The 23,828-nt window shown below is 69.4% G+C and carries 26 protein-coding genes; 16 read left to right on the forward strand and 10 right to left on the reverse strand.

All coding sequences use genetic code 11. The annotated features are described in order from the left end of the window. Positions 1-183: 183 nt before the first annotated feature. The 8 genes from PUT80_RS31810 to PUT80_RS31845 are packed head-to-tail and all read left to right on the forward strand — an operon-like array spanning position 184 to position 4,895. Positions 184-684, forward strand: a complete 501-nt coding sequence (locus PUT80_RS31810) for a YbaB/EbfC family nucleoid-associated protein (protein WP_275294380.1) — start codon at positions 184-186, stop codon at positions 682-684. After that, entirely contained in the window at positions 684-1,007 is a 324-nt protein-coding gene (locus tag PUT80_RS31815; RefSeq protein WP_275294381.1) for a type VII secretion target, read from the forward strand. The genes PUT80_RS31810 and PUT80_RS31815 overlap by 1 nt, the downstream gene beginning before the upstream one ends. Next, the gene (locus PUT80_RS31820) at positions 1,004-2,221 is read left to right on the forward strand and encodes a PPE domain-containing protein (RefSeq protein WP_275294382.1); all 1,218 of its coding nucleotides are present in this window, start codon (positions 1,004-1,006) and stop codon (positions 2,219-2,221) included. Before PUT80_RS31815 ends, PUT80_RS31820 begins: the two co-directional genes overlap by 4 nt. Continuing rightward, on the forward strand, positions 2,218-2,796 hold the full coding sequence (locus PUT80_RS31825) for a hypothetical protein (protein ID WP_275294383.1): 579 nt from the start codon (positions 2,218-2,220) through the stop codon (positions 2,794-2,796). The genes PUT80_RS31820 and PUT80_RS31825 overlap by 4 nt, the downstream gene beginning before the upstream one ends. Further along, positions 2,793-3,305 (forward strand): hypothetical protein, encoded by a 513-nt coding sequence (locus PUT80_RS31830; protein ID WP_275294384.1) that lies wholly within the window; start codon positions 2,793-2,795, stop codon positions 3,303-3,305. Before PUT80_RS31825 ends, PUT80_RS31830 begins: the two co-directional genes overlap by 4 nt. Further along, on the forward strand, positions 3,302-3,796 hold the full coding sequence (locus PUT80_RS31835; RefSeq protein ID WP_275294385.1) for a hypothetical protein: 495 nt from the start codon (positions 3,302-3,304) through the stop codon (positions 3,794-3,796). The genes PUT80_RS31830 and PUT80_RS31835 overlap by 4 nt, the downstream gene beginning before the upstream one ends. Further along, entirely contained in the window at positions 3,793-4,386 is a 594-nt protein-coding gene (locus PUT80_RS31840) for a hypothetical protein (protein ID WP_275294386.1), read from the forward strand. The genes PUT80_RS31835 and PUT80_RS31840 overlap by 4 nt, the downstream gene beginning before the upstream one ends. Beyond that, on the forward strand, positions 4,383-4,895 hold the full coding sequence (locus tag PUT80_RS31845; RefSeq protein ID WP_275294387.1) for a hypothetical protein: 513 nt from the start codon (positions 4,383-4,385) through the stop codon (positions 4,893-4,895). Before PUT80_RS31840 ends, PUT80_RS31845 begins: the two co-directional genes overlap by 4 nt. A gap of 7 nt (positions 4,896-4,902) precedes the next feature. Here the strand turns inward: PUT80_RS31845 and PUT80_RS31850 are convergent, their stop codons facing one another. Then, entirely contained in the window at positions 4,903-6,396 is a 1,494-nt protein-coding gene (locus PUT80_RS31850; RefSeq protein WP_238605196.1) for a CoA-acylating methylmalonate-semialdehyde dehydrogenase, read from the reverse strand. Between the two features lie 130 nt (positions 6,397-6,526). Between PUT80_RS31850 and PUT80_RS31855 the strand changes: the two genes are divergently transcribed. The 3 genes from PUT80_RS31855 (at position 6,527) to PUT80_RS31865 (ending at position 9,539) form a co-directional block, all read left to right on the forward strand. Then, positions 6,527-8,173, forward strand: a complete 1,647-nt coding sequence (locus tag PUT80_RS31855) for a PucR family transcriptional regulator (RefSeq protein ID WP_037813626.1) — start codon at positions 6,527-6,529, stop codon at positions 8,171-8,173. A 28-nt stretch (positions 8,174-8,201) separates the two neighbouring features. Next, on the forward strand, positions 8,202-8,573 hold the full coding sequence (locus PUT80_RS31860) for an SSI family serine proteinase inhibitor (RefSeq protein ID WP_134733024.1): 372 nt from the start codon (positions 8,202-8,204) through the stop codon (positions 8,571-8,573). 102 nt (positions 8,574-8,675) lie between these two features. Then, the gene (locus PUT80_RS31865; RefSeq protein WP_275294388.1) at positions 8,676-9,539 is read left to right on the forward strand and encodes a hypothetical protein; all 864 of its coding nucleotides are present in this window, start codon (positions 8,676-8,678) and stop codon (positions 9,537-9,539) included. A 4-nt stretch (positions 9,540-9,543) separates the two neighbouring features. Here PUT80_RS31865 and PUT80_RS31870 read toward each other — a convergent pair whose 3' ends face one another. From PUT80_RS31870 to PUT80_RS31880, 3 genes are all read right to left on the reverse strand, one after another. Next, positions 9,544-11,031, reverse strand: a complete 1,488-nt coding sequence (locus PUT80_RS31870) for a DUF4173 domain-containing protein (protein ID WP_275294389.1) — start codon at positions 11,029-11,031, stop codon at positions 9,544-9,546. A 160-nt stretch (positions 11,032-11,191) separates the two neighbouring features. Continuing rightward, positions 11,192-12,241: a HAMP domain-containing sensor histidine kinase gene (locus tag PUT80_RS31875; protein WP_275294390.1), complete on the reverse strand. Its 1,050-nt coding sequence runs from the start codon at positions 12,239-12,241 to the stop codon at positions 11,192-11,194. Further along, positions 12,238-12,909, reverse strand: coding sequence for a response regulator transcription factor (locus tag PUT80_RS31880; RefSeq protein WP_037813644.1), 672 nt, complete (start codon positions 12,907-12,909; stop codon positions 12,238-12,240). The genes PUT80_RS31875 and PUT80_RS31880 overlap by 4 nt, the downstream gene beginning before the upstream one ends. A gap of 241 nt (positions 12,910-13,150) precedes the next feature. Between PUT80_RS31880 and PUT80_RS31885 the strand changes: the two genes are divergently transcribed. Genes PUT80_RS31885 through PUT80_RS31900 form a run of 4 tightly spaced genes read left to right on the forward strand, consistent with a single transcriptional unit; the run spans position 13,151 to position 17,879 of the window. Continuing rightward, a complete protein-coding gene (locus PUT80_RS31885) occupies positions 13,151-14,656 on the forward strand; it encodes an NCS1 family nucleobase:cation symporter-1 (RefSeq protein ID WP_275294391.1) in 1,506 nt (501 codons plus the stop codon). After that, positions 14,649-15,491 carry a nitrilase-related carbon-nitrogen hydrolase gene (locus tag PUT80_RS31890; protein ID WP_037813646.1) on the forward strand — a complete coding sequence of 281 codons (843 nt, stop codon included), beginning with the start codon at positions 14,649-14,651 and terminating at the stop codon, positions 15,489-15,491. The genes PUT80_RS31885 and PUT80_RS31890 overlap by 8 nt, the downstream gene beginning before the upstream one ends. Beyond that, complete coding sequence (gene hydA, locus PUT80_RS31895) at positions 15,491-16,873, forward strand: dihydropyrimidinase (protein WP_238605188.1); 1,383 nt, start codon at positions 15,491-15,493, stop codon at positions 16,871-16,873. Before PUT80_RS31890 ends, hydA begins: the two co-directional genes overlap by 1 nt. 7 nt (positions 16,874-16,880) lie before the next feature. Then, positions 16,881-17,879: a TIGR03842 family LLM class F420-dependent oxidoreductase gene (locus PUT80_RS31900; protein WP_275294392.1), complete on the forward strand. Its 999-nt coding sequence runs from the start codon at positions 16,881-16,883 to the stop codon at positions 17,877-17,879. On the opposite strand, the gene PUT80_RS31905 is transcribed toward PUT80_RS31900, so the two are convergent. The 4 genes from PUT80_RS31905 to PUT80_RS31920 are packed head-to-tail and all read right to left on the reverse strand — an operon-like array spanning position 17,880 to position 20,753. Beyond that, positions 17,880-19,112 (reverse strand): serine hydrolase domain-containing protein, encoded by a 1,233-nt coding sequence (locus PUT80_RS31905; RefSeq protein WP_037813652.1) that lies wholly within the window; start codon positions 19,110-19,112, stop codon positions 17,880-17,882. A 10-nt stretch (positions 19,113-19,122) separates the two neighbouring features. After that, complete coding sequence (locus PUT80_RS31910; protein ID WP_275294393.1) at positions 19,123-19,941, reverse strand: siderophore-interacting protein; 819 nt, start codon at positions 19,939-19,941, stop codon at positions 19,123-19,125. Positions 19,942-19,998: 57 nt separating this feature from the next. Beyond that, positions 19,999-20,349: a hypothetical protein gene (locus PUT80_RS31915; protein ID WP_275294394.1), complete on the reverse strand. Its 351-nt coding sequence runs from the start codon at positions 20,347-20,349 to the stop codon at positions 19,999-20,001. After that, entirely contained in the window at positions 20,346-20,753 is a 408-nt protein-coding gene (locus tag PUT80_RS31920) for an SgcJ/EcaC family oxidoreductase (RefSeq protein WP_043837374.1), read from the reverse strand. Before PUT80_RS31920 ends, PUT80_RS31915 begins: the two co-directional genes overlap by 4 nt. A 96-nt stretch (positions 20,754-20,849) precedes the next feature. Here PUT80_RS31920 and PUT80_RS31925 point away from each other — a divergent pair, with 96 nt between their 5' ends. Beyond that, positions 20,850-21,557 carry a TetR/AcrR family transcriptional regulator gene (locus tag PUT80_RS31925; RefSeq protein WP_107051056.1) on the forward strand — a complete coding sequence of 236 codons (708 nt, stop codon included), beginning with the start codon at positions 20,850-20,852 and terminating at the stop codon, positions 21,555-21,557. Here PUT80_RS31925 and PUT80_RS31930 read toward each other — a convergent pair. Both PUT80_RS31930 and hemW read right to left on the reverse strand, forming a co-directional pair. Next, positions 21,547-22,467 carry an NADP-dependent oxidoreductase gene (locus tag PUT80_RS31930; RefSeq protein WP_275294395.1) on the reverse strand — a complete coding sequence of 307 codons (921 nt, stop codon included), beginning with the start codon at positions 22,465-22,467 and terminating at the stop codon, positions 21,547-21,549. The genes PUT80_RS31925 and PUT80_RS31930 overlap by 11 nt on opposite strands. Before the next feature lie 70 nt (positions 22,468-22,537). Further along, positions 22,538-23,755 (reverse strand): radical SAM family heme chaperone HemW, encoded by a 1,218-nt coding sequence (gene hemW / locus PUT80_RS31935; protein WP_275294396.1) that lies wholly within the window; start codon positions 23,753-23,755, stop codon positions 22,538-22,540. Positions 23,756-23,828: the final 73 nt, after the last annotated feature.

Here is a 23,828-nt window from a genome sequence, read left to right on the forward strand (position 1 = left end):
GTTTACGGACCCGGCAGTGCCCGGCGCGCCCTCCGGTCCGGGCGAGCGGGAGTAAAAGGCTGGCAAACAATTTTTAATAGCGACGAACCGGGCAACTCGGAACTTCGCTTGCACGGGGAACCGGAACCCGGTTTTCTGCCTCGGAAAGACTATGAACCACTCGATCCGAAAGCAGTGGCCGACATGAACGCACTTTCTCCCGAAATCGCCGAAATCCGGCAGCGGGCCGCGGAGGCCCAGGAACGGCTGAAGCACGTGTCGGCGACCGCGACGAGCCGGGACGGCGCGGTCACCGCGACCGTCAACACCGCCGGTGCGCTGCAGGAACTCCAGTTCGGCTCCCGCGCGGACGAGATGCCCCGCACCGCCCTCGCCGCCGCCGTCCTGGCCACCGCCCGGCGCGCCCAGGCCCAGGCGGCGCAGCAGCTGACCGCGATCATGGCACCGGTGATCGGCGAGAACAGCGACGCGATGAAATTCCTCGAAGAACAGATCCCGGAACCGGAAGTTCCGGAGGAAACGGCCCCGCCCGCGCCGCCGCAGCCGCAATTTTTCGACGCGCAGGACGATTCCGCGCCTCCCGCCGCTCCGCCGTCCCGTCCCGCGCGCCCCGCCCGCCCGGCGCCGGACCCGACGGACGACGACGACTACTACGGCGGCGGCTCGTTCCTGGGGAGGAACTGATGGCAGACGGATCGAAGGTCGACCTCCCGGCGCTGCGTGCGCACAAGGGCGAGGTCGAGGACATCGCGGCCGGGGTGCACACCGCGGCGCAGGCGACCGAGTCCGGACAGTCCCTAGGCGACGACGCGTTCGGCCTCGTCGGCCAGGTGTTCGCGGCGCCGCTGCAGATCTGGATGTCGGTCGCGACCTCCTTCGTCCAGGACGTCGCGGACACTGCCGACGACATCGCGGACCGCCTGCAGCAGGCGCACGATCACTACGACAACCACGAGAAGCAGACCGTCGGGCACATCAACGGTCTCGGCAAGGAGCTGCCGGAATGACCGAAACACAGGAGAACCCGCTGGTCGCGAAGTCGGAATCGCCGAGCGGCCTGACCACGAACATGGGGTCGTCCTCCAACGAGCTGGACAACCTCAACGCCCAGACCTCCGGTGCCGGCATCGTCAACGACGGCGCGGCGACGCTCACCGACCTCCGGCACGGCGACTGGGGCAACTTCGGCGTCGACGTGGTCACCGACGGCCTCGACCTGCTCGGTGCGGCGATGGACCCGCTCGGCACGCTGGCCAGCGCCGGCGTCGGCTGGCTGATCGAGCACATCAGCTTCCTCAAGGAGGGCCTCGACCAGCTCGCGGGCAACCCGGAGGCCGTCACCGCCAAGGCGGTGACCTGGTCGAACATCTCGAAGCAGCTCAACGAGAGCGCGGACCAGTACACACAGGCGGCGAGCAAGGTCGCCCCCGGCTTTCAGGGACAAGGCGGCGAGGCGTACCAGGCCAAGGCGAAGGAGTACATCGGCTATCTCAAAGGCGCGGCCACTCAGGCGAGCGCCGCGTCCACCGGGATGAACGTCGCCGCCGCCCTGGTAGGCACGGAACGCGGGCTGATCCGCGACATGATCTCGTCGTTCGTGGGCGAGCTGATCGTCAAGGGCATCGCCGCGCTGGCGTCGTCGTGGTGCACCTTCGGCGGCACGGTCGCCGCGTTCATCGCCGACACCGTCGTCGAGGGCGGGATCCTGGCGGAGAAGATCGGCACCCGGATCGCGAAGGTCGTGGAGAAGCTGGACAAGCTCGCGAAGAGCGCGGGTAAGTCCAAGGCCGCGATCGAGCAGGCGGCGAACGCACTGCGGAAGGCAGGCAAGGCCGCGGGCAAGGTCACGGACAAGAGCGTCGACATCGCCGCCGGTCTCGAGAAGAAGGCAGGCGATCTCAAGGAGGCGGGCAGGGCCGAGAGCGCCGCGGAAAAGGCCGATCGGTGGACCGACAACGCCAAAAAGAAGGTGCCGGGCCGCGAACACTTCGAACACGCCGGCGACACGTACTCCGAGGACGGGCGCAAGTTCTTCAAGCTCCAGGAATGGGAGAAGGGGGAGGGCCGGCCGCCGTTCACGATGGCCGACGGCGCGGGGCTCGGCACCGAAGCCCGGAGGCAGGAGAACGAGCAGTACGACCGGTACTCCGAAGGATCCGAAGCCTATGAAAACGAGCACGAGAAGGCAGAGGGCGGCGGCGAAGGCGGCACCGGAGAGTGAGCAGCGAAACCGTGCAGGCGGCCGCCGACCAGGCCAATCGGGAAGGACGCCTGCATCCGTCCCAGCGGACGATGATCCTCAACGCGGGCTTCTCGATGGCGGTCGTGTGGATCATCCTGTTCGTCGCCGCCGCGATCATGGCACCGATCGGGATCGGAGTGAGCGCCGACCAGGTGCGGGGCCTGGACCAGTTGCACGCCGACGCCGGTCTGCCGCCGGTGTCGTACTGGTCGCTGAACTGGCAGGTGTATCTGCTGACGGTGTTCTTCCTCGCGCTCGCCGTGTTCCCCGCCCGGCTCATCTGGCGGCGGGTGGCGGAGGTGCGCAGCGGCAAACTCGACGTGGTGCCCGGATGGACGCACGACTACGGGCATGTCACCAAGATCCCGCCGCGCGGGCAGCACGCGATGTACCTCTACGAGATGACCGACCGGATGACGTTCACGTATCTCGTCGTGCACGGCAAGACCTACCGGCTCGATTACGACATGCGGCAGCGAGTGCTCGGCAACCGCACGAACGCCGCGATTCTGACCCCGCGCAGCAAGATCCTGGTCAACGTGGTCGCCGCGTGACCGCGAAGGCCGATCCCGGCGAGGTCGCCGCCGCCAACCTCGCCGGAAGACTGCACCCGAGTCAACGCGGGGTGGTCCTCGACGCCCTCTTCTGGGCGGTCTGGGTGTTCGCCGCGGCGATAGGCGCGGTCGGGGTCGTGGGAGTGGTCAAGTCCGGGTTCACCGCCTCCGCGCTGCTGGCGGTCGCGGTCGCCGTGGCGGCGATCGCGGGCGCGGTCCGGTTCAGCGTGCGGCGCTGCGCCGAGTTCCGCGAGCCCCTGACCGTGATCACCGGACCGGCACACGACTTCGGCTCCGGCCCGATCACCGACGACTACCCGATCGGCCTCAAGCACACCCCGCGCGGGCCTGGCCAGACCGAGCGGTGGCAGTTGCGCGCGGGCGGGCGCACGTATCCCGTCCAGCGCGCGCGGTGGGATCGCATGGTCGCGGAGCGGATCACCGCCGTCTGCGTGCTGGGCAACCGGCGGTGGCTGGTGAACATCGTGCTCGACGGCGGAGCCCGATGAAACCGGACGCCGTCGCGACCGCGAACTTGGCCGGGCGGCTGCACCCGTCCCAGCGGTCCCTGCTGGTCGGCGGGTGGTTCCGGTTCCAGCTCGGACTGGCCGCCGCGCTGATCGTGTTCGCGGTCGTCCTGCCGCTGACCACGAACGTCCTCGACGGGCCGCACCGTGCGCAGACTCTCGGTGCGGCGCCGTTCGTGCTCCTCCTCATCGTGGCCTTGCTGGTCAGCTGCCTCCGCAGCTACCAGAACCTCAGCCGCCCGCTGACCGTCATCACCGGCTGGACCCACAACTTCGAACAGGACGGCCAGTCCCACGCCTACCCGATCTGCGTGCGGCACTACTTCGCCCGCACCTCGCAATGGGAGATGAACGCGGGCGGCACCACTTACCGGCTCACCGAACGGCAGTTCGAAGCCCTCCAGCCGAACCGGAACAACACCGTCTGCGTGATCCCGCGCAGCAAGATCGTGGTCAACATCCTTCCGGCGTGAGCGGAGAACAGGTGCGGGAAGAGACTGTGCAGGCGGCCGCCGACCAGGCCAACCGGGAAGGACGCCTGCATCCGTCCCAGCGGAACATGGTGCTGAACGGCAACTTCTGGACGCTCGTCCTGGTGCTTCTCGTCCTCGTCGCGCTGGCGGTCCTGACTCCGATCTGGTTCGGCATCAGCCCCGCCATGATCCAGGCCACCAACAACATCAACGCCTACTTCGGCAAGCCGCTGGTGTCCTACTGGTCGAAGAACGCGTCCCTGTACGTGATGTCGCTCGTCTTCCTGGTGCTCGCGGTGTATCCCGGGCGCGCGATCCGACGGCGGCTGGCGGACTGGCGCGAGGGCAAGGTCGACGTGGTGGCGGGCTTGACGCACGATTTCGGGCACGTGCAGCACCGGCCGTCCGGCGTCCTTCCCCCGATGTACCTGTACGAGATCACGGAACGGATCGCCTTCACCTACCTCGTCGTGAACGGAAAGAGCTACCGGCTCGATCCCGATCTGAAGAGCCGGGTGCTCGGCGGCCGCACCAACGGTGCGATCTTCACCCCGCGCAGCAAATTGCTGGTCAATGTGGTCGCCGCGTGACCGCGAAGGCCGATCCCGGCGAGGTCGCCGCCGCCAATCTCGCCGGGAGACTGCATCCGAGCCAGCGCGGGGAGGCGCTCGGCTGCTTCTTCTGGGCGGTCTGGGGGTTCGTCGCGATCGAGGTGGCGATCGCGGTCGTCGCGGTCGTCAAATCCGGCTTCACCGCGTCCGCGTTGGTGGCGGTGGCGGTCGCCCTGGTCGTCCTCGTGCTGGCAGTCCGGTTCGGGCGGCGGCAGTTCGCCGACTGCCGCGCGCCGCTGACGGTCGTGCCTGGGCCGGTGCACGATTTCGGCGCCGGTCCGATCACCGACGACTATCCGGTCGGGTTCAAGCACACCCCGCGCGGCCCGGGCACCACCGAAAAATGGCAGCTCCGCGTGGGCGGCCGCACTCATTCGGTCAATCCGGCCCGCGGCAAACGGCTGGCCGCCGAGCGAGTCATCGCGGTGTGCCTGCTCGGGAACAGCGGCACGGTGGCGAGCATCGTCGGCGAAAACGGCGTGTGGTGAACCCGGGTCACGAGTTCTTCGGGAACCCCAGATTCACCCCCGCGTGCGACGTGTCCGGCCATCGGGACGTGACCACCTTTGTCCGCGTGAAGAAGTGGAATCCCTCTGGTCCGTAGGCGTGCGTGTCGCCGAACAGGGAGTCCTTCCAGCCGCCGAAGGAGTAGTACCCGACGGGCACCGGGATGGGGACGTTGACGCCTACCATGCCTACCTCGACCTCGTTCTGGAAGCGGCGCGCGGCGCGTCCGTCGCCGGTGAAGATGGCGGTTCCGTTGCCGTACGGGTTGGCGTTGATGAGCGCCAGCGCGTCGTCGAAGCTCGTCGTCCGGGCGACGGACAGGACGGGGCCGAAGATTTCGTCGGTGTACACCGCCATACTGGGCGTGACGCGGTCGAAAAGCGTGGGGCCCAGCCAGAATCCGTCGTTCTCGCCGTCTGCCTCCACGCCCCGGCCGTCCATCACGAGTTCCGCGCCTTCGGCCACTCCGGTGTCCACATAGGACGCAACTCGCTCGTGGTGCGCCCTGGTCACCAGCGGGCCCATCTCCGACGACGGTTTGCGGCCGTCCCCGACGCGCAGTTTCCGCATCCGGTCCACGATTTTGGCCACCAGTTCGTCCGCGATCGGTTCGACGGCGACCACTACCGAAACCGCCATGCACCGTTCGCCCGCCGAGCCGAAACCGGCGGACACGGCGGCGTCCGCGGCCAGGTCGAGGTCGGCGTCCGGCAGTACGACCATGTGGTTCTTCGCCCCGCCCAGCGCCTGGACGCGCTTTCCGTGGCTGGTGCCGGTTTCGTAGACGTAGCGGGCGATCGGGGTCGAACCGACGAAGGAGATCGCCTTGACGTCCGGGTGCGCGAGAAGTCCGTCGACCGCGACTTTGTCGCCTTGCAGCACGTTGAACGCGCCGGACGGCAGGCCCGCTTCGGCAAGAAGCTCCGCGATGAACAGCGCCGCGGACGGGTCCTTCTCGCTCGGTTTGAGCACGACGGTGTTGCCGCACGCCAGCGCGTTCGGCACGAACCAGAGCGGCACCATCGCCGGGAAGTTGAACGGCGAGATCACGCCGACCACGCCGAGCGGCTGCGCGATCGAGTACACGTCGACGCCGGTGGAGGCGTTCTCGCTGAACCCGCCCTTGAGCATTTGCGCCGCGCCGCACGCGTATTCGACGTTCTCGATCGCGCGCGCGACCTCGCCCGCGGCGTCCGATTCGACCTTGCCGTGCTCGCTCGTCACGATCTTCGCCAGCTCGTGTTTGCGCGCCTGGAGCAGCTCCCGGAAGGCGAACAACACCCGCGTGCGCCCGGCGAGCGACGTGCCCCGCCAGCCCGGCAAGGCAGCGGCCGCGGCGGCCACCGCCTGGTCCACCTCGGCCGGCCCCGCGAAGTCCACCTGCGCGCTGACCTGGCCGGTCGCCGGGTCGTACACGTCGCCGGTGCGTCCGGTGCCGACGACCGGCTTGCCGTCGATCCAATGGCTGATGCGGTCGGTCACGACGTCCGCTCCTTCCGGTCGGGTGCCCCCGAGTCTCCGGGCGAGACGGGCGGGTCCGCCATCGACAACGTGTACGGACTACCCCTCTCCGCCGTACAGTCTGTGCCCTGCCGGCCAGCAAGGGGGACCGATGTACCCGACCGTCTCCGAGGCGCTCGCGTTGCCGGTGCTGCGCCAAGGGTGTCCGCGCGTGGTCGCGGGCAGCACCGGGCTCGAACGGCGGGTGCGCTGGGCGCACGCGGCCGAGGTCGCCGACATCGCGCATCTGCTGCGCGGCGGAGAGCTCGTGCTCACCACGGGGGTCGCGCTCCCGGACGACGACGCGACGCTGACCCGGTACGTCGCCGATCTCGCCGAGGTGGGCGTCGCGGGCCTGGTGGTCGAGCTGGTGCGGCACTGGAACGACCGGCTGCCGCGTGCCCTGGTCACGGCGGCTGAGCAGCGCGGATTGCCGCTCGTGACGCTGTCTCGCGAGACGCGCTACGTCGCGGTGACCGAGGCAGTGAACGGGATGATCGTGGACGCGCAGCTCGCCGAGCTGCGGGCGGCGGAGCGGGTGCACGAGACGTTCACGTCGCTGACCGTCGCGGGAGCTGAGCCCGCCGCGGTGCTGGCCGAGGTGGCGCGGCTGACCGAGCAGCCGGTCGTGCTGGAGACGCTGGAACACGAAGTCCTCGCCTACGACACGGCGGGCACGGATCCGGGTGAATTGCTGATCGGCTGGCCAGCGCGGTCGCGAGTGGTGCAGGTCGGCGAGCGCACCGGGTACCACTCGGCGGCGGGCTGGCTGGTCACTGTGGTCGGCGCGCGCGGCCACGACTGGGGTCGGCTAGTGCTCGTGTGCGCTGAGCCGCCACCGCATCGGTACCAGGTGGTCGCCGAACGAGCCGCGTCCGCGCTCGCGGTGCATCGTCTGGTCGCGCGCGACTCCGACACCCTCGAACGGCAAGCGCACCGCGCGGTGTTGACCGAGCTGCTGAATTCGCCCGCGCCGACCGCGGAGATCCTCGCGCGCTCTTCTGCGCTCGCCGTGCCGCTGACTGGACGACAGCTGGTCGGCCTGGCGGTACGGCCACGCATCACCGCGACTACGCGCCCGACGCTGTCTACGCCGCCACTGTTGCGCGAGCTAGCCGAAGCGACCGCGCTCGCCACACGCCGGGCGAAGGTGTCCGCGCTGGTTTCGACGGACGAGACTGCCGTACGCGCGCTTCTCGCGCTCTCGCCGGAAGCCAACGCGGACGCCGTCCTTCAGCGCCTAGCCACCGACATCCACGACGCGCGCGCTTCCGCGCCGGCCGCGCTCGGCGTAGGCACGACTGTCACCGGACCCGCTGAGGCACAACGCACTTTGGTCGAAGCCGCGCACGTCGCTGCCGCCGCGCTCGACGAAGATGACGGACAACCGTTGCACCGTCTCAAGGACGTTCGACTACGCGGCCTCCTGCACCTTCTCGCCGACGACGAGCGCGTACACGCCTTCGCCGCGCGAGAGCTGGGCCCGCTCCTCGAACGCGACGCTGCGTCGGGCAGTCGCCTTGTCCCGGCTCTGCGGCACTACTGCGCACACGGCGGCAACAAGTCCGCCGCGGCCGTCGCCGCCCACACCTCGCGGACGGCGTACTACCAGCAACTCGCCCGCATCGAACAGGTGCTGGGAGTGCGACTGGAAGATCCGGAGTCGATGTTGTCGCTGTACGTGGCATTGCTCGCGCACGACCTCGGCGCCGCCACCCGTCCGAGCGAGGAAAACCCACCCGGACGAGGAGCACAGTGATCGGGTTCGCGGTGCCGATATCCCTCTTATGGTGTTCTCTTCCTTCGCTCCGGTCGCAGCGGCCTTGATCGGGTTCGGCGGCCTGGCCGCACCGCACGTCCCGGAGTCCGTGCTGCAGCTGACCGTGCACGAGACCTCCGGGCGCGTCACGAGCGCGTCCCTCACCTGCGACCCCACCGGCGGCACGCACCGCCACCGCGACACCGCCTGCGCGACCCTCGCCGCGGTCGACGGCGATTTCGCCCGCATCACGCCGCACCGGCAGAAGTGCACGATGATCTACTCCCCCGTGGACGTCACCGCGCTGGGCAGCTGGCACGGCACCCGGGTCACGTACCGGGCGACGTACCCGAACAAGTGCGCGGCGGACAGCCAGTCGAACGGGGTCTTCGCGCTGTAGGTCCTGGCCGCGGCGATCGGTTCCGGCGACCCCGGAATCGGTTGCCGCGGCGGGAAATTCGGTGGGACGCCGACACTGTCCTCCGTAGGCTGCGTCGTCGTGATGACCCCGACGACCCTGCGCGAGCTGTACTTCGCGGTGCACGAATACACCGGCTCGGCAGTGTTCTCCGACGTGCTGACCCCGTGGCTCGGCGAGCATGCCGCCGACGCGCGCGAGATGCTGGCCCCGCTGGCGGTCTGCGGAGAATGGCAGCGGACGGAATACGTCTGGGGCGATCTGCTCGAGCAAGCGTATGCGCTCCACCGGATCAGCGATCTCCTGCTGCTGGGCTTCCAGTCCAGCCTCCCGGACGGAGCCGCAACGCCGTGGGCGCACCGATTGCACCTGCCCGACCACGAAGTGCGCGTCACCGCGGACGAGTACGTCGGCTTTTTCTCCGCGCTGGGCATGCGACGGGTGGAAGTCGCCCGGTTCGATCCGTTTTTCCACGAGATCGCGGCCGTCGACCAGAGCGACGAACCGGACGAGCCGATCGAGCTCGTCGGCGAACAGTGGCCGTGCCTCATGCTCGGCGAACTGCTGTTCGGCCGGGCCGGGGTCGTCGTGCGGGCCGGGGAACGGCATGCGACAGCGGGGATCGCGGACCGGTCGGCGCTGGAGGATTCGTTCCTCCGCCGCCATCGGGCGACCAGCGACGGATCGCTCGGCTGGGGGCGCAATTCGCAGTGGAAGACCGATTTCCGCCGCGACTACCTGACCGCGGACGCCTACCGGTTCAACGTCGACGCGAACGCGGACATCGACGGGGAAAGCCCGTTCGGAGACGCGGACCTGACCCCGGCGGAGCGCCGCGACCTGGTGCGCCATCGCTGCGCGGTGCGCCGCTCCGAGCACCTCCCGGATGCCGAAAACCCCGACGAGAACCCCCTGGTCGACTGGCGGCTGACGGTGCCCCGGAGCTGACCCGTCATTCGCACGGGGCCTGGGCCCGGAGGATCTCCCGGGCCTGGGAACGGCTCAGGTTCCAGGCAGGCCAAGAATCGTCGGGCAGCGCACGGGCGATCGGGCGCAGCAGGCACGCCGCGTCGGGACGGCGTTCCGCCACGACCGGGGCCACGTCGGCGGAGAACTGGCGCAGGTAGCGGAGGTCGAGCGGCTTGCCCTGCGCCGCCCGGTCCAGGTTGGCGGTCGTGATCGCCGCTTCCGGGTTCGCCGCGGCCAATCCCAGCAGCGCCACGGCAGCAGTCGCGATCGCCGCGCGGGGCAGCCAGCCCGCGCGGAGCGTGCCCAGCGTCGCTCCGATCAGGACGAACACCACGCCCAGCCAAATTTCGCACACCTCCACCAGCAGCCGCAGCACGGTGAATCCGTAGGCCTGCTGGTAGGTCCACATGCGACTCAACGCGGACAGCACCACGACCAGGCTCAGCACGGTGAGCGCGCCGAGCAGTGCCCGCAGCACCGTCCGGTCGGCGCGGGTGGCTTTCGGGGCCCAGCGCAGGGCCGCGGCGACGATGCCGAGGGTCAGCACGGTGCAGGCGCAGAGTTGCCAGAAACCGCCGCGGGCGTAGTCCGCCGAGGTGAGGCCGTCGGTGCGGAGGACGTAGTCCGTGCCGCCGAAAAGGGCCGCCGCTTGCACCCCGACGTACGCGGTGAACAGCACCGACAAGGTGCCCAGCAAGGACGTCCAGGACAGCCGGTCTCCGACCGTGGTCGTCCGGTTTTCCCTTGCGGGCAAGGGATCCGCGGAGATCAGGAAGACGGCTGCCATCGCCGCGAAACCCACTCCGAACACCAGCGCGGCTTGGACGGCCGAGCCGGGACGCACCTCCGGGACGAGGCCGCCGACGAACTCCGCGAAGCGAGGGTCCGAGGTGATCAGCAACGGCAAGAACACCACCAGGACCAGCCCGGACAGCAGAACCGCGCCAAGGGTCCGTCCCTGTCGCCGACCGGACCGGGGACTCCGGCGCAGCAGCCACGGCACCGCGCGGAACGCTTCGAGCGGGACGGCGAGCACGTCGTACGTCGTGCCGTGCACAGTCCGCTTCCCGACGACGGCAAGCGACGCCGCGACTGCCGCCGCGAGCCCGCACAAGACGAACAACCATTCGGCCGCGCGCAGGGCTCCCACCGCGAGCAGCGCGATCGCCAGCAGTGCCCAACCGGCCTGCTCCCAACGCCTCGCTTTTCCTTCTCCTGTCCCGGACAGCCGCGCGCACGCCAAGAGCACCACGGCCGCGACCAGCAACGCCAGGACCCAGCCAATCCCGGGCCGGTCCACCGGCACGACGACCGCCGCCACGACCGCGACTGCCAGCGCGGCCACCTTCGCCCCGACGGGCACCGCGGCTTCGGCCCGCTCGAACAACGGCCTCGGCCCCGGCTGCCGGACGATGCGCACTACCCACGGCGGAACGGCATGCGCGGGGTGATTCTGGACCTGCTCGGACATGGAACCTCTCTTCGCGATAGCAAATCACAGTGCGTGCGGCGAGCGCGGATTCTCACCTGCCGATAGGCGCGCGCCTCGGCGGTACGTGAGGGGAACCCTGCGGGAATCAGATTCCGTGCGGGCCACCCTCACGCACCTCAACGGGAGCGCGGCCCGCAGCTCAGGCGGGCAGAGTCACCCGGATCCGGCATCCGGGCCCGCCGCCAGCAGCAGGACCCACCGGCTCCGGATCGACCACCGCGACGGTCCCCCCGTGCAGTTCCACCACCCACCGCGCGATCGCCAAGCCCAGCCCGGTCCCGCCGCCACCAGCGCGTTCTCCCCGGGTGAACCGTTCGAACACCCGCTCCCGGTCGGCTTCCGGAATCCCCGGCCCTTGGTCGTGCACCTCGATCCGCGCCTCCCCGAGCTCGACCCGCGCCAGCACCGCCACCTCTCCCCCGGCCGGGCCGTGCCGCGCGGCGTTCTCCAGCAGGTTCAGCACCACCTGGTAGATCCGTTCCCGGTCGGCGGGCACCGTCGCGCCGGACGGGGACACCGAGATCGCGAACCGGACTCCCCGGCCTGCCGCCGCGGCCATCGCTTCCGCCTCCGCGGCGACCTCGGCGAGCAGGTCTTCGAGGTCGACCTGCGAGCGGTCCAGCGGCAGGGTTCCGGCGTCGATCTGCGACAGGTCCAGCAGTTCGGTGACCAGCCGCCCCAAGCGTTCGGTCTGGTGCAACGCCGTGCGGAGCGTCGCGGGATCCGGCGAAGCGACGCCGTCCACGAGGTTCTCCAGCACGGCGTTCAGCGCGGTGATCGGCGTCCGAAGCTCGTGCGACACGTTCGCGACCAGTTCGCGGCGCTGCCGGTCCGCGGTGGACAGGTCGGCGGCCATCTGGTTGAACGCCGCGGCCAGCGAGCCGACCTCGTCGCGGGCGGTGGCGCGGATCCGGCGCGTGTAATCGCCCTTCGCCATCGCCCGCGCGGCCGCCGTCATCTCGCGCAGCGGCCTGGTCATGCCGTGCGCCAGGATCTGCGACGTCAGCAGCGCGATCACCACCGCGGTCACTGTCGTCCGCGGCGGCAGCCAGCCGATCTGGTAGCGGAAGAACGCGAACGCGATCCCGCCGGACGCGACCATCAGGATCGCCAGTTTCAGCTTGATCGACCGGATCCGGTCCAGCGGTCTCGGCAGGAAATCGACGGCCTTCGCGACAAACGGCTTCACGCGGGGACCTCCAGCGCGTACCCGACCCCGTGCACCGTCCGGATCAGGTCGGCCCCGAGCTTCCGCCGCAGCGCCTTGATGTGGCTGTCCACCGCCCGGGTGCCGGCTCCGGTCGCCTGCACGTCCCAGTCCCATACCTCGCTCAGCAGCCGTTCCCTCGGCTGCACCGCGCGCGGACGGCGCGCGAAATGCACCAGGAGGTCGAATTCGATCGGCGTCAGCTGGGCGGGTTCGCCCCCTCGGCGAACCCGCCGTTCCGCGATGTCGATCTCCAGATCCCCCAGCACGATCCGTTCCTCCGCCGCCGCCGAGGACCGCTCCACCCGCCGCAGCAGCGCCTGGATCCGCGCGGACAGCACGCGCATCGAGAACGGCTTCGTGAGGTAGTCGTCCGCGCCGACGCCGAGCCCCACCAGCAGGTCGGTCTCGTCGGCGCGCGCGGTGAGCATGAGCACCGGCACCGGACGGCGCGCCTGGATCCGGCGGCACACCTCGAGACCGTCGAAACCGGGCAGCATCACGTCGAGAACCACCAGGTCGGGACTGGTCGCCGCCTCCGCGTCGACCGCCGCGGGGCCGTCGTGCGCGACCGTCACGGAGAACCCTTCCGCGCTCAGCCGGGCATCGATCGACGCGGCGATGGTGAGGTCGTCCTCGACGACCAGCACCCGTCTTCCCCCGTTGTCCATGCCGCCGACTTTAAGCAATCCCCGTGGAGGCCATCCGGGTGAGATGTGGAGATCCGGTGGAGATGTTTCCGCCGTTTTGCCCGGACGTCACGAGCAGGTTGTGACCTACGTCATGCATCCCGGCGCGGTTCGGCGCAATCGACAGACTGCGCCAAGGGCGGCCGAACAGTGAACAGTCTGTCTCTGCCCCCGGCCCCCGCCCGGCGCGCAGGATTCCGCAATGGAGCCGACGACACGTGAGCACAGCCGGGTGGACCTCGGCGACGTGCGGGCGCTGCGAGGCAGCCGGTTCTTCAACGACGAACTGGCCCCGGTCCCGGTCGAGAAGCGGACCTGGACGACCTACAACTATTTCGCGCTCTGGATGGGGATGGCGCACAACATCCCCTCGTACGCACTGGCCGCGTCGCTCATCGCGCTCGGCATGAACTGGCTGCAGGCGCTGATCACGATCACCATCGGCAACCTGATCGTGCTCGCGCCGATGCTGCTCAACAGCCACGCCGGCACCAAATACGGCATCCCGTTCCCGGTGTTCGCCCGCGCGTTCTACGGCCTGCGCGGCGCGAACCTCGCCGCGCTGCTGCGCGCGTTCATCGCCTGCGGCTGGTTCGGCATCCAGACCTGGGTGGGCGGCGAGGCGATCTACGTGATCGTCGGGCGGCTCGCCGGGTCCGGCTGGCGCGATTCGGCGGTGATCGCCGGGCAGCACTGGACGATGTGGCTGTCGTTCGCGGTGTTCTGGCTGCTGCAGATGCTGATCATCTGGCGCGGCATGGAGGCGGTCCGCAAGTTCGAGAACTGGACCGCGCCGCTGGTGTCGGTCGGGTTCCTGATCCTGCTCGGCTACGTGCTGGTGAAGGCGGGCGGGCTCGGCCCGATCCTGCACGACAGCGGGAAGCTCGGCTGGGGGCCGGGATTCTGGAAGGTGTTCGCGCCGTCGCTGATGGCGATGATCGCGTTCTGGTCGACGCTGTCACTGAACATGCCGGACTTCACCCGCTTCGGCGGCAGCCAGCGCAAGCAGATGCGCGGCCAGATCCTCGGGCTGCCGACGACGATGACGTTCATCGCGATCGTCGCCATCCTCACCACGTCCGGCGGGCACGTGCTCTACGGGCAGGACATCTGGGACCCGGCGCAGCTGGCGGACAAGTTCTCCAGCCCGGTCGTGGTGGTCGTCGCGCTGGTCGCGCTGGTGCTGGCGACGATTTCGGCCAACCTGGCGGCGAACGTCGTCAGCCCGTCCTACGATTTCTCCAACGCCTTCCCGAAGCGGATCACCTTCGCGCTCGGCGGCCTGATCACCGGCGTGATCGGCGTCCTGATCCAGCCGTGGCGGCTCTACTCCGACCCGGACATCTACATTTTCGCCTGGCTCGGCTTCTACGGCGGCCTGCTCGGCGCGGTCGCCGGGGTGCTCGTCGCCGGATACTGGGTGGTCAAGCGGACCAGGTTGAAGCTGGCCGACCTGTACCTGCCGAGCGGGCAGTACTGGTTCACCGCGGGCTGGCATTGGCGCGCGCTCGTCGCGACGCTGATCGGCGCGGTGCTCGCGGTCGGCGGCGCCTACGGCGGTCCGTTCCCGGCGGACGGGCTCATTCCGTTCCTGAAACCTTTGTACGACTACAACTGGGCAATGGGATTCGTCGGCGCGTTCGTCGCCTACGTCCTGTTCAGCCTTCCTTTGAACGCGCACCGGAACGAGGAGGAAACCAGTGTCTGACACGGTCCGAGCCGGCTTGATCCAGCAGCGGTGGACGGGTGACAAGGAGTCGATGATCGCGAACGCGGTCGACGCCATCGGCAAGGCGGCTTCGCAAGGCGCACAGGTGGTGTGCCTTCAGGAACTGTTCTACGGCCCGTATTTCTGCCAGGTGCAGGACGCGGATTTCTATTCCTACACCGAAGCGATCCCGGACGGCCCCACCACGAAGCTCATGCAGGAGGTCGCCGAGCGGCACGGCGTGGTGCTCGTGGTGCCGATGTACGAACAGGAACAGCCGGGCGTCTACTACAACACCGCGGCGGTGATCGACGCCGACGGGAAATACCTCGGAATGCACCGCAAGAACCACATTCCGCAGGTGAAGGGCTTCTGGGAGAAGTTCTACTTCAAGCCGGGCAACCTCGGCTACCCGGTCTTCGACACCGCGGTCGGCCGGATCGGCGTGTACATCTGCTACGAACGGCACTTCCCCGAAGGCTGGCGCGCGCTCGGGCTGGCCGGGGCGCAGATCGTGTTCAACCCGTCGGCGACGAGCCGCGGCCTGTCGGAGTACCTGTGGCGGCTGGAGCAGCCGGCGGCCGCGGTGGCGAACGAGTACTACGTGGGCACGATCAACCGGGTCGGCGTGGAACCGCTGGGCGACAACGACTTCTACGGCCAGTCGTACTTTGTGGACCCACGAGGCCAGCTCGTCGGCGAGGCGGCTTCAGACACCGAAGAGGAGATCGTGGTCCGCGACCTCGACATGGGGCGGCTCGCCGAGGTCCGCGATCTGTGGCAGTTCTACCGCGACCGCCGCCCGGACAGCTACGGCCCGCTCGCGGAGGCCTGATGACCACCCTCATCCAAGGCGGGCAAGTCGTTTCGCCGTCCGGCGCGGTCGCCGCCGACGTGCTGGTGGACGGCGAAACCATCGCGGCGGTCGGCGCGCCCGGCACGCTGACCGGCGACGAAACGATCGACGCGACCGGCAAGTACGTGCTGCCCGGCGGGATCGACGCGCACACGCACATGGAAATGCCGTTCGGCGGCACGCATTCGGCCGATTCCTTCGAGACCGGCACCATCGCCGCCGCGTGGGGCGGGACCACGACGATCATCGACTTCGCCGTGCAGGCCAAAGGCACGTCCCTGCTGTCCACACTGGACAAATGGCATGCCAAAGCGGACGGCAACTGCGCGATCGACTACGGGTTCCACATGATCGTGTCGGACGTCAACGACTCCTCGCTCAAGGAAATGCGGGCGTGCGTCGACGGCGGGGTCGGCAGTTTCAAGATGTTCATGGCCTACCCCGGCGTTTTCTATTCCACCGACGGGGAAATCCTGCGCGCCATGCAGCAGGCGCGCGAGATCGGCGCGACGATCATGATGCACGCGGAAAACGGCATCGCGATCGACGAACTGGCCGCGCAGGCGGTCGCCGCCGGGCACACCGACCCGGTGCAGCACGGCCTGACCCGGCCGCCCGAACTGGAAGGCGAGGCGACCTCGCGAGCGATCCGGCTCGCCCAGGTGACCGGATCCCCGCTGTACATCGTGCATTTGTCGGCCGCACAGGCGCTCGCCGCGGTCGCCGAGGCGCGGGACAACGGGCAGAACGTCTTCGCCGAAACCTGTCCGCAGTATCTCTATCTGTCCATTGAGGACCTGGCGAAACCCGATTTCGAGGGCGCCAAGTTCGTCGCTTCGCCGCCGCTGCGGGAGAAATCGCACCAGGCGGACCTGTGGCGCGGGCTGCGCACGAACGACCTCTCCGTGGTGTCCACCGACCATTGCCCGTTCTGCTTCAAGGACCAGAAAGAGCTGGGGCGCGGCGATTTCCGGGCGATCCCGAACGGGATGCCGGGCGTCGAACACCGGATGGACCTGCTGCACCAGGGTGTGGTCGCGGGCGAGATCTCGCTGGGCCGCTGGGTCGAGACGTGCTCGGCGACGCCCGCGCGGATGTTCGGGCTGTACCCGCGCAAGGGTGTGATCGCGGCGGGTTCGGACGCGGACATCGTGGTGTACGACCCTTCCGCGCCGCAGACGCTGTCCGCGGCGACCCATCACATGAACGTGGACTATTCGGCGTACGAAGGGTTTTCGCTCACCGGGAAGGTCCACACTGTCCTGTCGCGCGGTCGTGTCGTGGTCTCTCCGGACGGTTTCCACGGGAGCCCTGGGCACGGCAAGTTCTTGTCCCGCGAACTCAATCAGTACTTGAATTGAGGACCTGATGGATTTCGGGATCGTGCTGCAGACCGACCCGCCCGCGGCGGAGGTCGTGCGGATGATGAAGGCCGCCGAGGACGCCGGGTTCCGGTACGGCTGGACGTTCGACTCGTGCGTGCTGTGGCAGGAACCGTTCGTGATCTACTCGCGGATCCTCGAAGCGACGTCCGCGCTGGTCGTGGGCCCGATGGTGACCAGCCCGGGCACGCGGGACTGGTCGGTGATGGCGTCGACCTTCGCGACGCTCAACGACATGTTCGGCAATCGCACGGTGTGCGGCATCGGCCGCGGCGACTCCGCGCACCGGGTGGTCGGCCGTCCGCCGTCCACTTTGGCCACCGTGCGGGAATGCATGCGCGTGGTGAAGGATCTCGCCGAGGGCCGCGAGGTCACGATGAACGACACCGCGGTCCGGATCCCGTGGATTCGCGGCGGACGGCTGGAAATGTGGATGGCCGGGTACGGCCCGAAGGCGCTGCAAACCGTCGGCGAGCACGCGGACGGCTTCATCCTGCAATGCGCCGACCCGGCCATCGCCCGCTGGACGATCGGCGCGGTCCGGGACGCCGCCCGGGCGGCGGGGCGCGATCCGGGTGGGATCACGATCTGCGTCGCGGCCCCGGCGTACGTCGGCGAAGACCTGGCGCACCAACGGGAACAGCTCCGCTGGTTCGGCGGAATGGTCGGCAACCACGTCGCGGACCTGGTCGCCCGGTACGGCTCGTCCGGCCCGGTGCCGCACGAGCTGACCGACTACATCCGCGAGCGCGAAGGCTACGACTACTCCCACCACGGCCGCGCCGGGAACCCGTCGACCGCGTTCGTGCCGGACGAGATCGTCGACCGGTTCTGCCTGCTCGGCCCGGCCTCGGCGCACATCGCGCGGCTGGAGGAACTGGCGGAGCTGGGGGTGGACCAGTTCGCGCTGTACCTGATGCACGACGAGCGGGAGGAGACGATGGCCGCATATGGGGCGCAGGTGATCCCTAAGCTGACCGCCTGATCAGTCCAGCATCGCCTGGTACACCAACTGCCGCAGCTGCTGCCGGATCGGATGGGTCGACGACGGCAGCAGCTGCGTGTAGAACGCGACCGTCAGGTCCTCGTCCGGATCCACCCAGAACGCCGTCGACGCGGCCCCGCCCCACGCGTATTCGCCGGGCGTGGCAAGGGTTTTCGCCTTCACCGAGTCGATCAGGACCGAGAAGCCCAGCCCGAAGCCGTACCCGTCGAAAGGCATCTCCGCGAACAGCGGGCGCCCGTACGCCTCCAGGTCCACATGGCCTGGCAGGTGGTTGGCCGTCATGAGATCCACCGTGCGCGGGCTCAGCACCCGCACGCCGTCGAGTTCGCCGCGGCGCAGCAGCATCTGTGTGAAGCGGTGGTAGTCCGCCGCCGTCGAGACCAGGCCGCCGCCGCCCGAAAGGCACGTCGGACGCGACGTGCCCACCGCGCCGAAGGCGTCGTTGCGGACCAGCTTCTTCGTTCCCGGCGCGGGCAGGTACAACGCCGCCAGCCGGTCGGTGTCCGAAGTCCAGAACCCGGTGTCTTCCATGCCCAGCGGGCGGAAGATCCGCTCGGCGAACACCTCGTCGAGCGGCTTGCCCGCGAGCACCTCGACCAAGCGGCCGAGGACGTCGCTCGCCACCGAGTAGTTCCATTCCGCGCCCGGCTGGAACACGAGCGGGAACCGCGCCCATGCCTTGGTGCATTCCGCCAGGTCCAGCCCGGGCGGCGTGCCCCATTCGTACCCGCCTGCCCGGTAGACCGCGTCGACCGGGTGCGTGTGGTGGAAGCCGTAGGTGAGGCCCGCGGTGTGCGAAAGCAGGTGCCACAGCCGGATCGGTTCGGTCGCCGGCTCGGTGACCGGAGCCAGCGCCGAACCTTTCGCGTACACCCGCGGCTCGGCGAATTCGGGCAGCCACCGGGAAATCGGGTCGGTGAGGTCGATCAGGCCCTCCTCGACGAACGTCATCGCCGCCACCGAGGTGACCGGCTTCGTCATCGAGAAGATCCGCCAGATCGTGTCGGTCTCGACCGGGACGCCCGCCTCGACGTCGCGCGAGCCGTGCGACGCGACGTGCACGATCCGGCCGTGCCTGCTCACCACCGCGAGGAAGCCCGGCAGCAAGCCGTCGTCGACGTACCGGGCGAAATGCCGGTCGATCCGCTGCAGTCGTGCCCCGTCGAAACCCGCGTCGGCCGGATCGGCCTCCACCTTCACCTCGGTCGCCATGGCGGCGACCTTACGCCGGACTGGCCGCTTTCCGCTCCGCCGCCTTTTCCTCGCGCCAGGCCTCGTCGTTCTTGCCCTCGCGCCAGTATCCGGACACCGACACCGCGTCCCGCGCGACGCCGCGCTCGTCGAACAGGTACCGCCGCAGCTCCCGCACGAAGCCGGCCTCGCCGTGGACGAACGCGTGCACGTCCTCGTCCGGCCACGGCAGCGCCTTCACCGCGGCGACCAGATCGTCGGACGCCGAGCGGTGCAGCCACGTGACCTGCGCGTCGGCCTTGGTCGCGAGCGGCTGGTGCTCCGATTTGTCCGCCACGAGCAGGAACACGTGCGCCCGCGCCCCCGCCGGCAGCGCCTCCAGCGCGGCGGCGATGGCGGGCACCGCCGATTCGTCGCCCACCAGCAGGTGCCAGCCGGCGTCGGCGCGCGGCGCGTACGCCCCGCCCGGACCGGCCAGCAGCAGCTCGTCGCCCGGCTGTGCGCGCTGCGCCCACGGCCCGGCGAGCCCCTCGTCGCCGTGCACGACGAAGTCGAGCACCAGTTCGCCCGCGGCCTCGTCGTACGAGCGGACGGTGTACGTGCGCAGCCGCGGAGCGTGCTCGCGCGGCAGTTCTTCGCGGATCCGGTTCAGGTCGAACGGCTCCGGATACTCCACCCCGGCCACCTTGAAGATCACCTTCACGTACGCGTCGGTGAACTCGTTCGGGCGGAAATCCTTGAGCCCCTCGCCGCCGGCCACGATCCGGATCATGTGCGGCGTGAGGTGCTCCTTGCGCAGCACCTCCAGCCGCACCGCGGTCCTCCCCTTGCGCGCCGGACCTTCGGCCATCGAACACCCCTGTTTCAGTAAGGTTTACCTAAGTCGCGGCTTCCACGGTACGCGCCTTCACCCGTTCCGCCCAGTGCCGCCGTCCCCGAGTCCGGCGAGGGTCGCCAGGAATCCGGCGCTGACCCGATCCCGGAACCCGAGGAAGAACCGGTTCGCCAACAGCACCGCCCACCACTGCCCGGTCGCGGCGTTCCGGACGCGGTGCGTGACGCGGGCTCCGGCCGGGTCGTCGGCGACCTCGTACTCGCCGCGGTACCACCAGCCGCCTTGCGCGGCCAGGAACCGGCGATCGCGATCCGCTTCCAGCTTCATCGAGCAATCCGCCGCGGTCAACCGCTTTTCCAGCCGCGCGAACACCTCCGCGGGCGCGGCCGAGACGACTCCGGAGACCTCGACGATCGTCCTCACGCTTCCCACGGCTTCGACACCCGCGTGTTCTGGAACGCGGTGATCCGCCACCCGTCGTCGCCCCGCACCAGGACGTAGGTCAGCGTGCTTTCGCGGCCTTCCGCCGCCGGGTCGTCGCCTCCGGTCAGCGACGAACCGCCGCCGGTCACGATGACCGCGACGTCGTCCCGCAGGAAACGCACCCGCGGTTCGCCGAAGCCGGTGAGCTTCGAGCCTTTCAGCGGCCCCTGGAACAGCTCCCGGTGCGAGTCCGCGATCGCCTGGCGACCCTCGGAGCGGAACCCGAAGAACGTCACGTAATCGGCGTCTTCGGTGAACAGGTTCCCGTAGGCGGTGGCGTCGCCGCTGTTCCACGCGTCGGCGAGGCGGGTGAGGACGGACAGGACTTCTTCGCGCTGCGACATGCTGATACTCCTTAACGAACGTCGTTCGCGTACGAGGTCCAGTTGTACTCACGAACACCGTTCGCGTCAAGCGCGGAGGTCGTCTAGGCTTCGGGAATGACCGCACCGCCCCCGCCCTGGCGCCGGACGCCGAGCCCGCGCCGGCGCGCCGCGAAGCAGATGCTGTCGCAGGAACTGATCGTGAAAACCGCGCTCGAAATCCTCGCCGCCGAGGGCATCGACGCCGTCTCGATGCGCCGGGTCGCGCAGCAGCTGGAGACCGGGCCCGCGTCGCTTTACGCGTACGTGGCCAACAAAGAGGAACTGGACGAGCTGATGCTCGACGCGGCGCTGAGCGAGGTGCCGTGCCCCGAACCGGATCCGCAGCGGTGGACCGAACAGGTCAAAGAACAGGTGCGGCACCAGATCCGGGCGATGATGGCGTATCCGGGCATCGCGAAGGTCGCGTGGCAGACGCCGATCCCGGTGACGCCGAATTCGTTGCGGCAGGGCGAAATCATGCTTCAGCTGCTGCGCGCGGGTGGCCTGGATCTGCGGCAGGCGGTGTTCGCCGGCGACGCGTTGAGCACGTACACCAAGGCATTCGCCTACGAAGCGAGCGGCTGGACGTTCGGCGATTACGACCCGGAGAAAATGAGCGAACGCGAGCGGCAGATGGCCGACTACATGCGGTCGCTGCCGGCGAGCGCGTTCCCGAACCTGTTGCAGGCCGGGGAATTCTTCACCGCGGACACCAGCCAGGCCCGGCTCGAATTCGCCTTGGAGGCGTTCGTGGCCGGGCTGGCGGCGATGGTCAGAAAGTGAGCACGATCTTTCCGCGCGCGTGTCCCTGTTCCAGCTCCCGGTAGGCGGCTTGGACCTCCGCGAGCGGATACGTCGCGGCGATCGGGACCTCGAGCAATCCCTTGTCCGCCAAGGCAACGAGGTCGCGCATGACCTCGGCGCTCGCGCCGGCGATATTGCCCTCGGTCTTCACCCGGTACTTCTCCGCGGCGTCGAAGTCGACCACCGTGTCGATCCGGCCGGGGTAGACGCCGAGACGCAAGGCCAGTTCGACGTAACCGTCGCCGTAGGTGTCGATGAACGCGTCCACCCGGTCGCCAGTCAGCTCGCGGAGCCGCTCTTCGAGCCCTTCGCCGTACGCGATCGGGACGATCTCGTGCTCGCGCAACCACTCGTGGTTCGCTTCGCCGGCAATGCCGATGACGGTCGCGCCGGTGAGCTTCGCCAGTTGCACGGCGAGCGAGCCGACCCCTCCGGCGGCTCCGGACACGACGATCGTCTCGCCCTCGCGCGGGCACACCGCGCCGACCGCGGCGTACGCGGTCGTTCCGGCCACGAACAAGCCGCCCGCGACCTCCCACGGCAGCCCGTCCGGCTTCGGGACGAGATGCTCCGCCGGGACGAGCACGTACTCGGCGTGGCTGGAGCGGGTGTGCACGAAGCCGACGACCTCGTCCCCCACCTGGATTTCTTCGACGTCCGGGCCCAGTTCGGCCACCACTCCGGCCAGGTCGCTGCCCTGCCCGGACGGGAAGGTGGACGGCCAGCGCTCGGCCAGCGCACCCACCCGGATCTTCGTTTCCCCCGGATTGATCCCCGCGGCCCGGACCCGCACGAGCACCTGTCCGGATTCCGGCTCCGGCCGGGGCACTTCGGCCAGCTGCAGCACTTCGATCCCGCCGTGTTCGCCGTATCTGACCGCCTGCGGCATACGCGTCTCCCTCGCTCGTATGGTTAGTCCAACAAACGATCGGACGAATTTATGCCCGGCGGGCGGAAATTCAGCCGGCGAGCCTCCGGACCACGGCATCCGCGAGCAGGCGGCCGCGATCCGTGAGCACCGCGCGGCCCCGACTGTCCAAATCGGACTGTTCGAGCAAGCCCTCCGCGGCGGCCGCCCGAGCCTCCTTCACTCCGGCTTCGTCGAGCGCGGACAGCGCCAGCCCGTCGGAGATCCGAAGCTCCAGCATGATCCGCTCCAGGTGCTGGTCCTCCGGGGTGAGCACCTCACGGTCGGCTTCCGGGCTCTGTCCCTCCGCGAGGAGGCTGGAGTACTTGGCCGGGTGCTTGACGTTCCACCACCGCACGCCGCCGACGTGACTGTGCGCGCCCGGCCCGGTGCCCCACCAGTCGCCGCCCTGCCAGTAGCCGAGGTTGTGGCGGCACCGCGCCGCCTCGCCAGTCGCCCAGTTCGACACCTCGTACCAGGTCAGGCCCGCGCCGGCGAGGACGGAGTCGATCATCTCGTAGTAGCTGGCCAGCGTGTCGTCGTCCGGCGCGGGCAGCTCGCCGCGCCGCACCCGGCGGGCCAGCGCCGTGCCGTCCTCCACGATGAGCGCGTACGCCGACACGTGGTCGACGCCCGCCGAAAGCACCGCGTCGAGCGACGCGCGCAGGTCTTCGACGCGCTCCCCCGGCGTGCCGTAAATAAGGTCGAGATTCACGTGCTCGAACCCGGCGGCCCGGGCCTCGCGCGCGGCGTCGACCGGACGGCCGGGCGTGTGCACGCGGTCGAGCACCTTCAGCACGTGCCGGGCGGCGGACTGCATGCCCAGCGAAACCCGGGTGTAACCCGCGTCACGGATGCCCGCGAAGAACTCGGGCGAAGTGGACTCCGGGTTCGATTCGGTCGTCACCTCCGCGCCCGGCGCGAGCCCGAACACCGACCGGACGCCGTCGAGCACCTCGGCCAGCCCGTCCGCGCCGAGCATGGACGGGGTCCCGCCGCCGACGAACACCGTCTCTGCCTGCGGTGCGTTGCCGAGGATTTCCGCACCGAGCTCCAGCTCGCGGCGCAGCGCGTCCAGCCACGACCGCGGCGAGGCGGCGGAGCCGAGTTCGCCCGCGGTGTAGGTGTTGAAGTCGCAGTAGCCGCAGCGGGTCGCGCAGAACGGCACGTGGACGTACACGCCGAACGGACGGGTGCCGAGGCCCGCGAGCGCGGTCTCGGGCAGTCCGGCGGAAGGACGGTGGGTGTCGGGAACAGGCACGACGTCCATTCTCCCCCGCCGCGCCCGGGTCGCCGCGCGCCCCTGCGCCACCCGGCGGAAAGTTCGGCCGCCGAACGATGCA

Source organism: Amycolatopsis sp. La24 (assembly GCF_029087445.1).
In the GTDB taxonomy this organism is placed as follows: domain Bacteria; phylum Actinomycetota; class Actinomycetes; order Mycobacteriales; family Pseudonocardiaceae; genus Amycolatopsis; species Amycolatopsis nivea.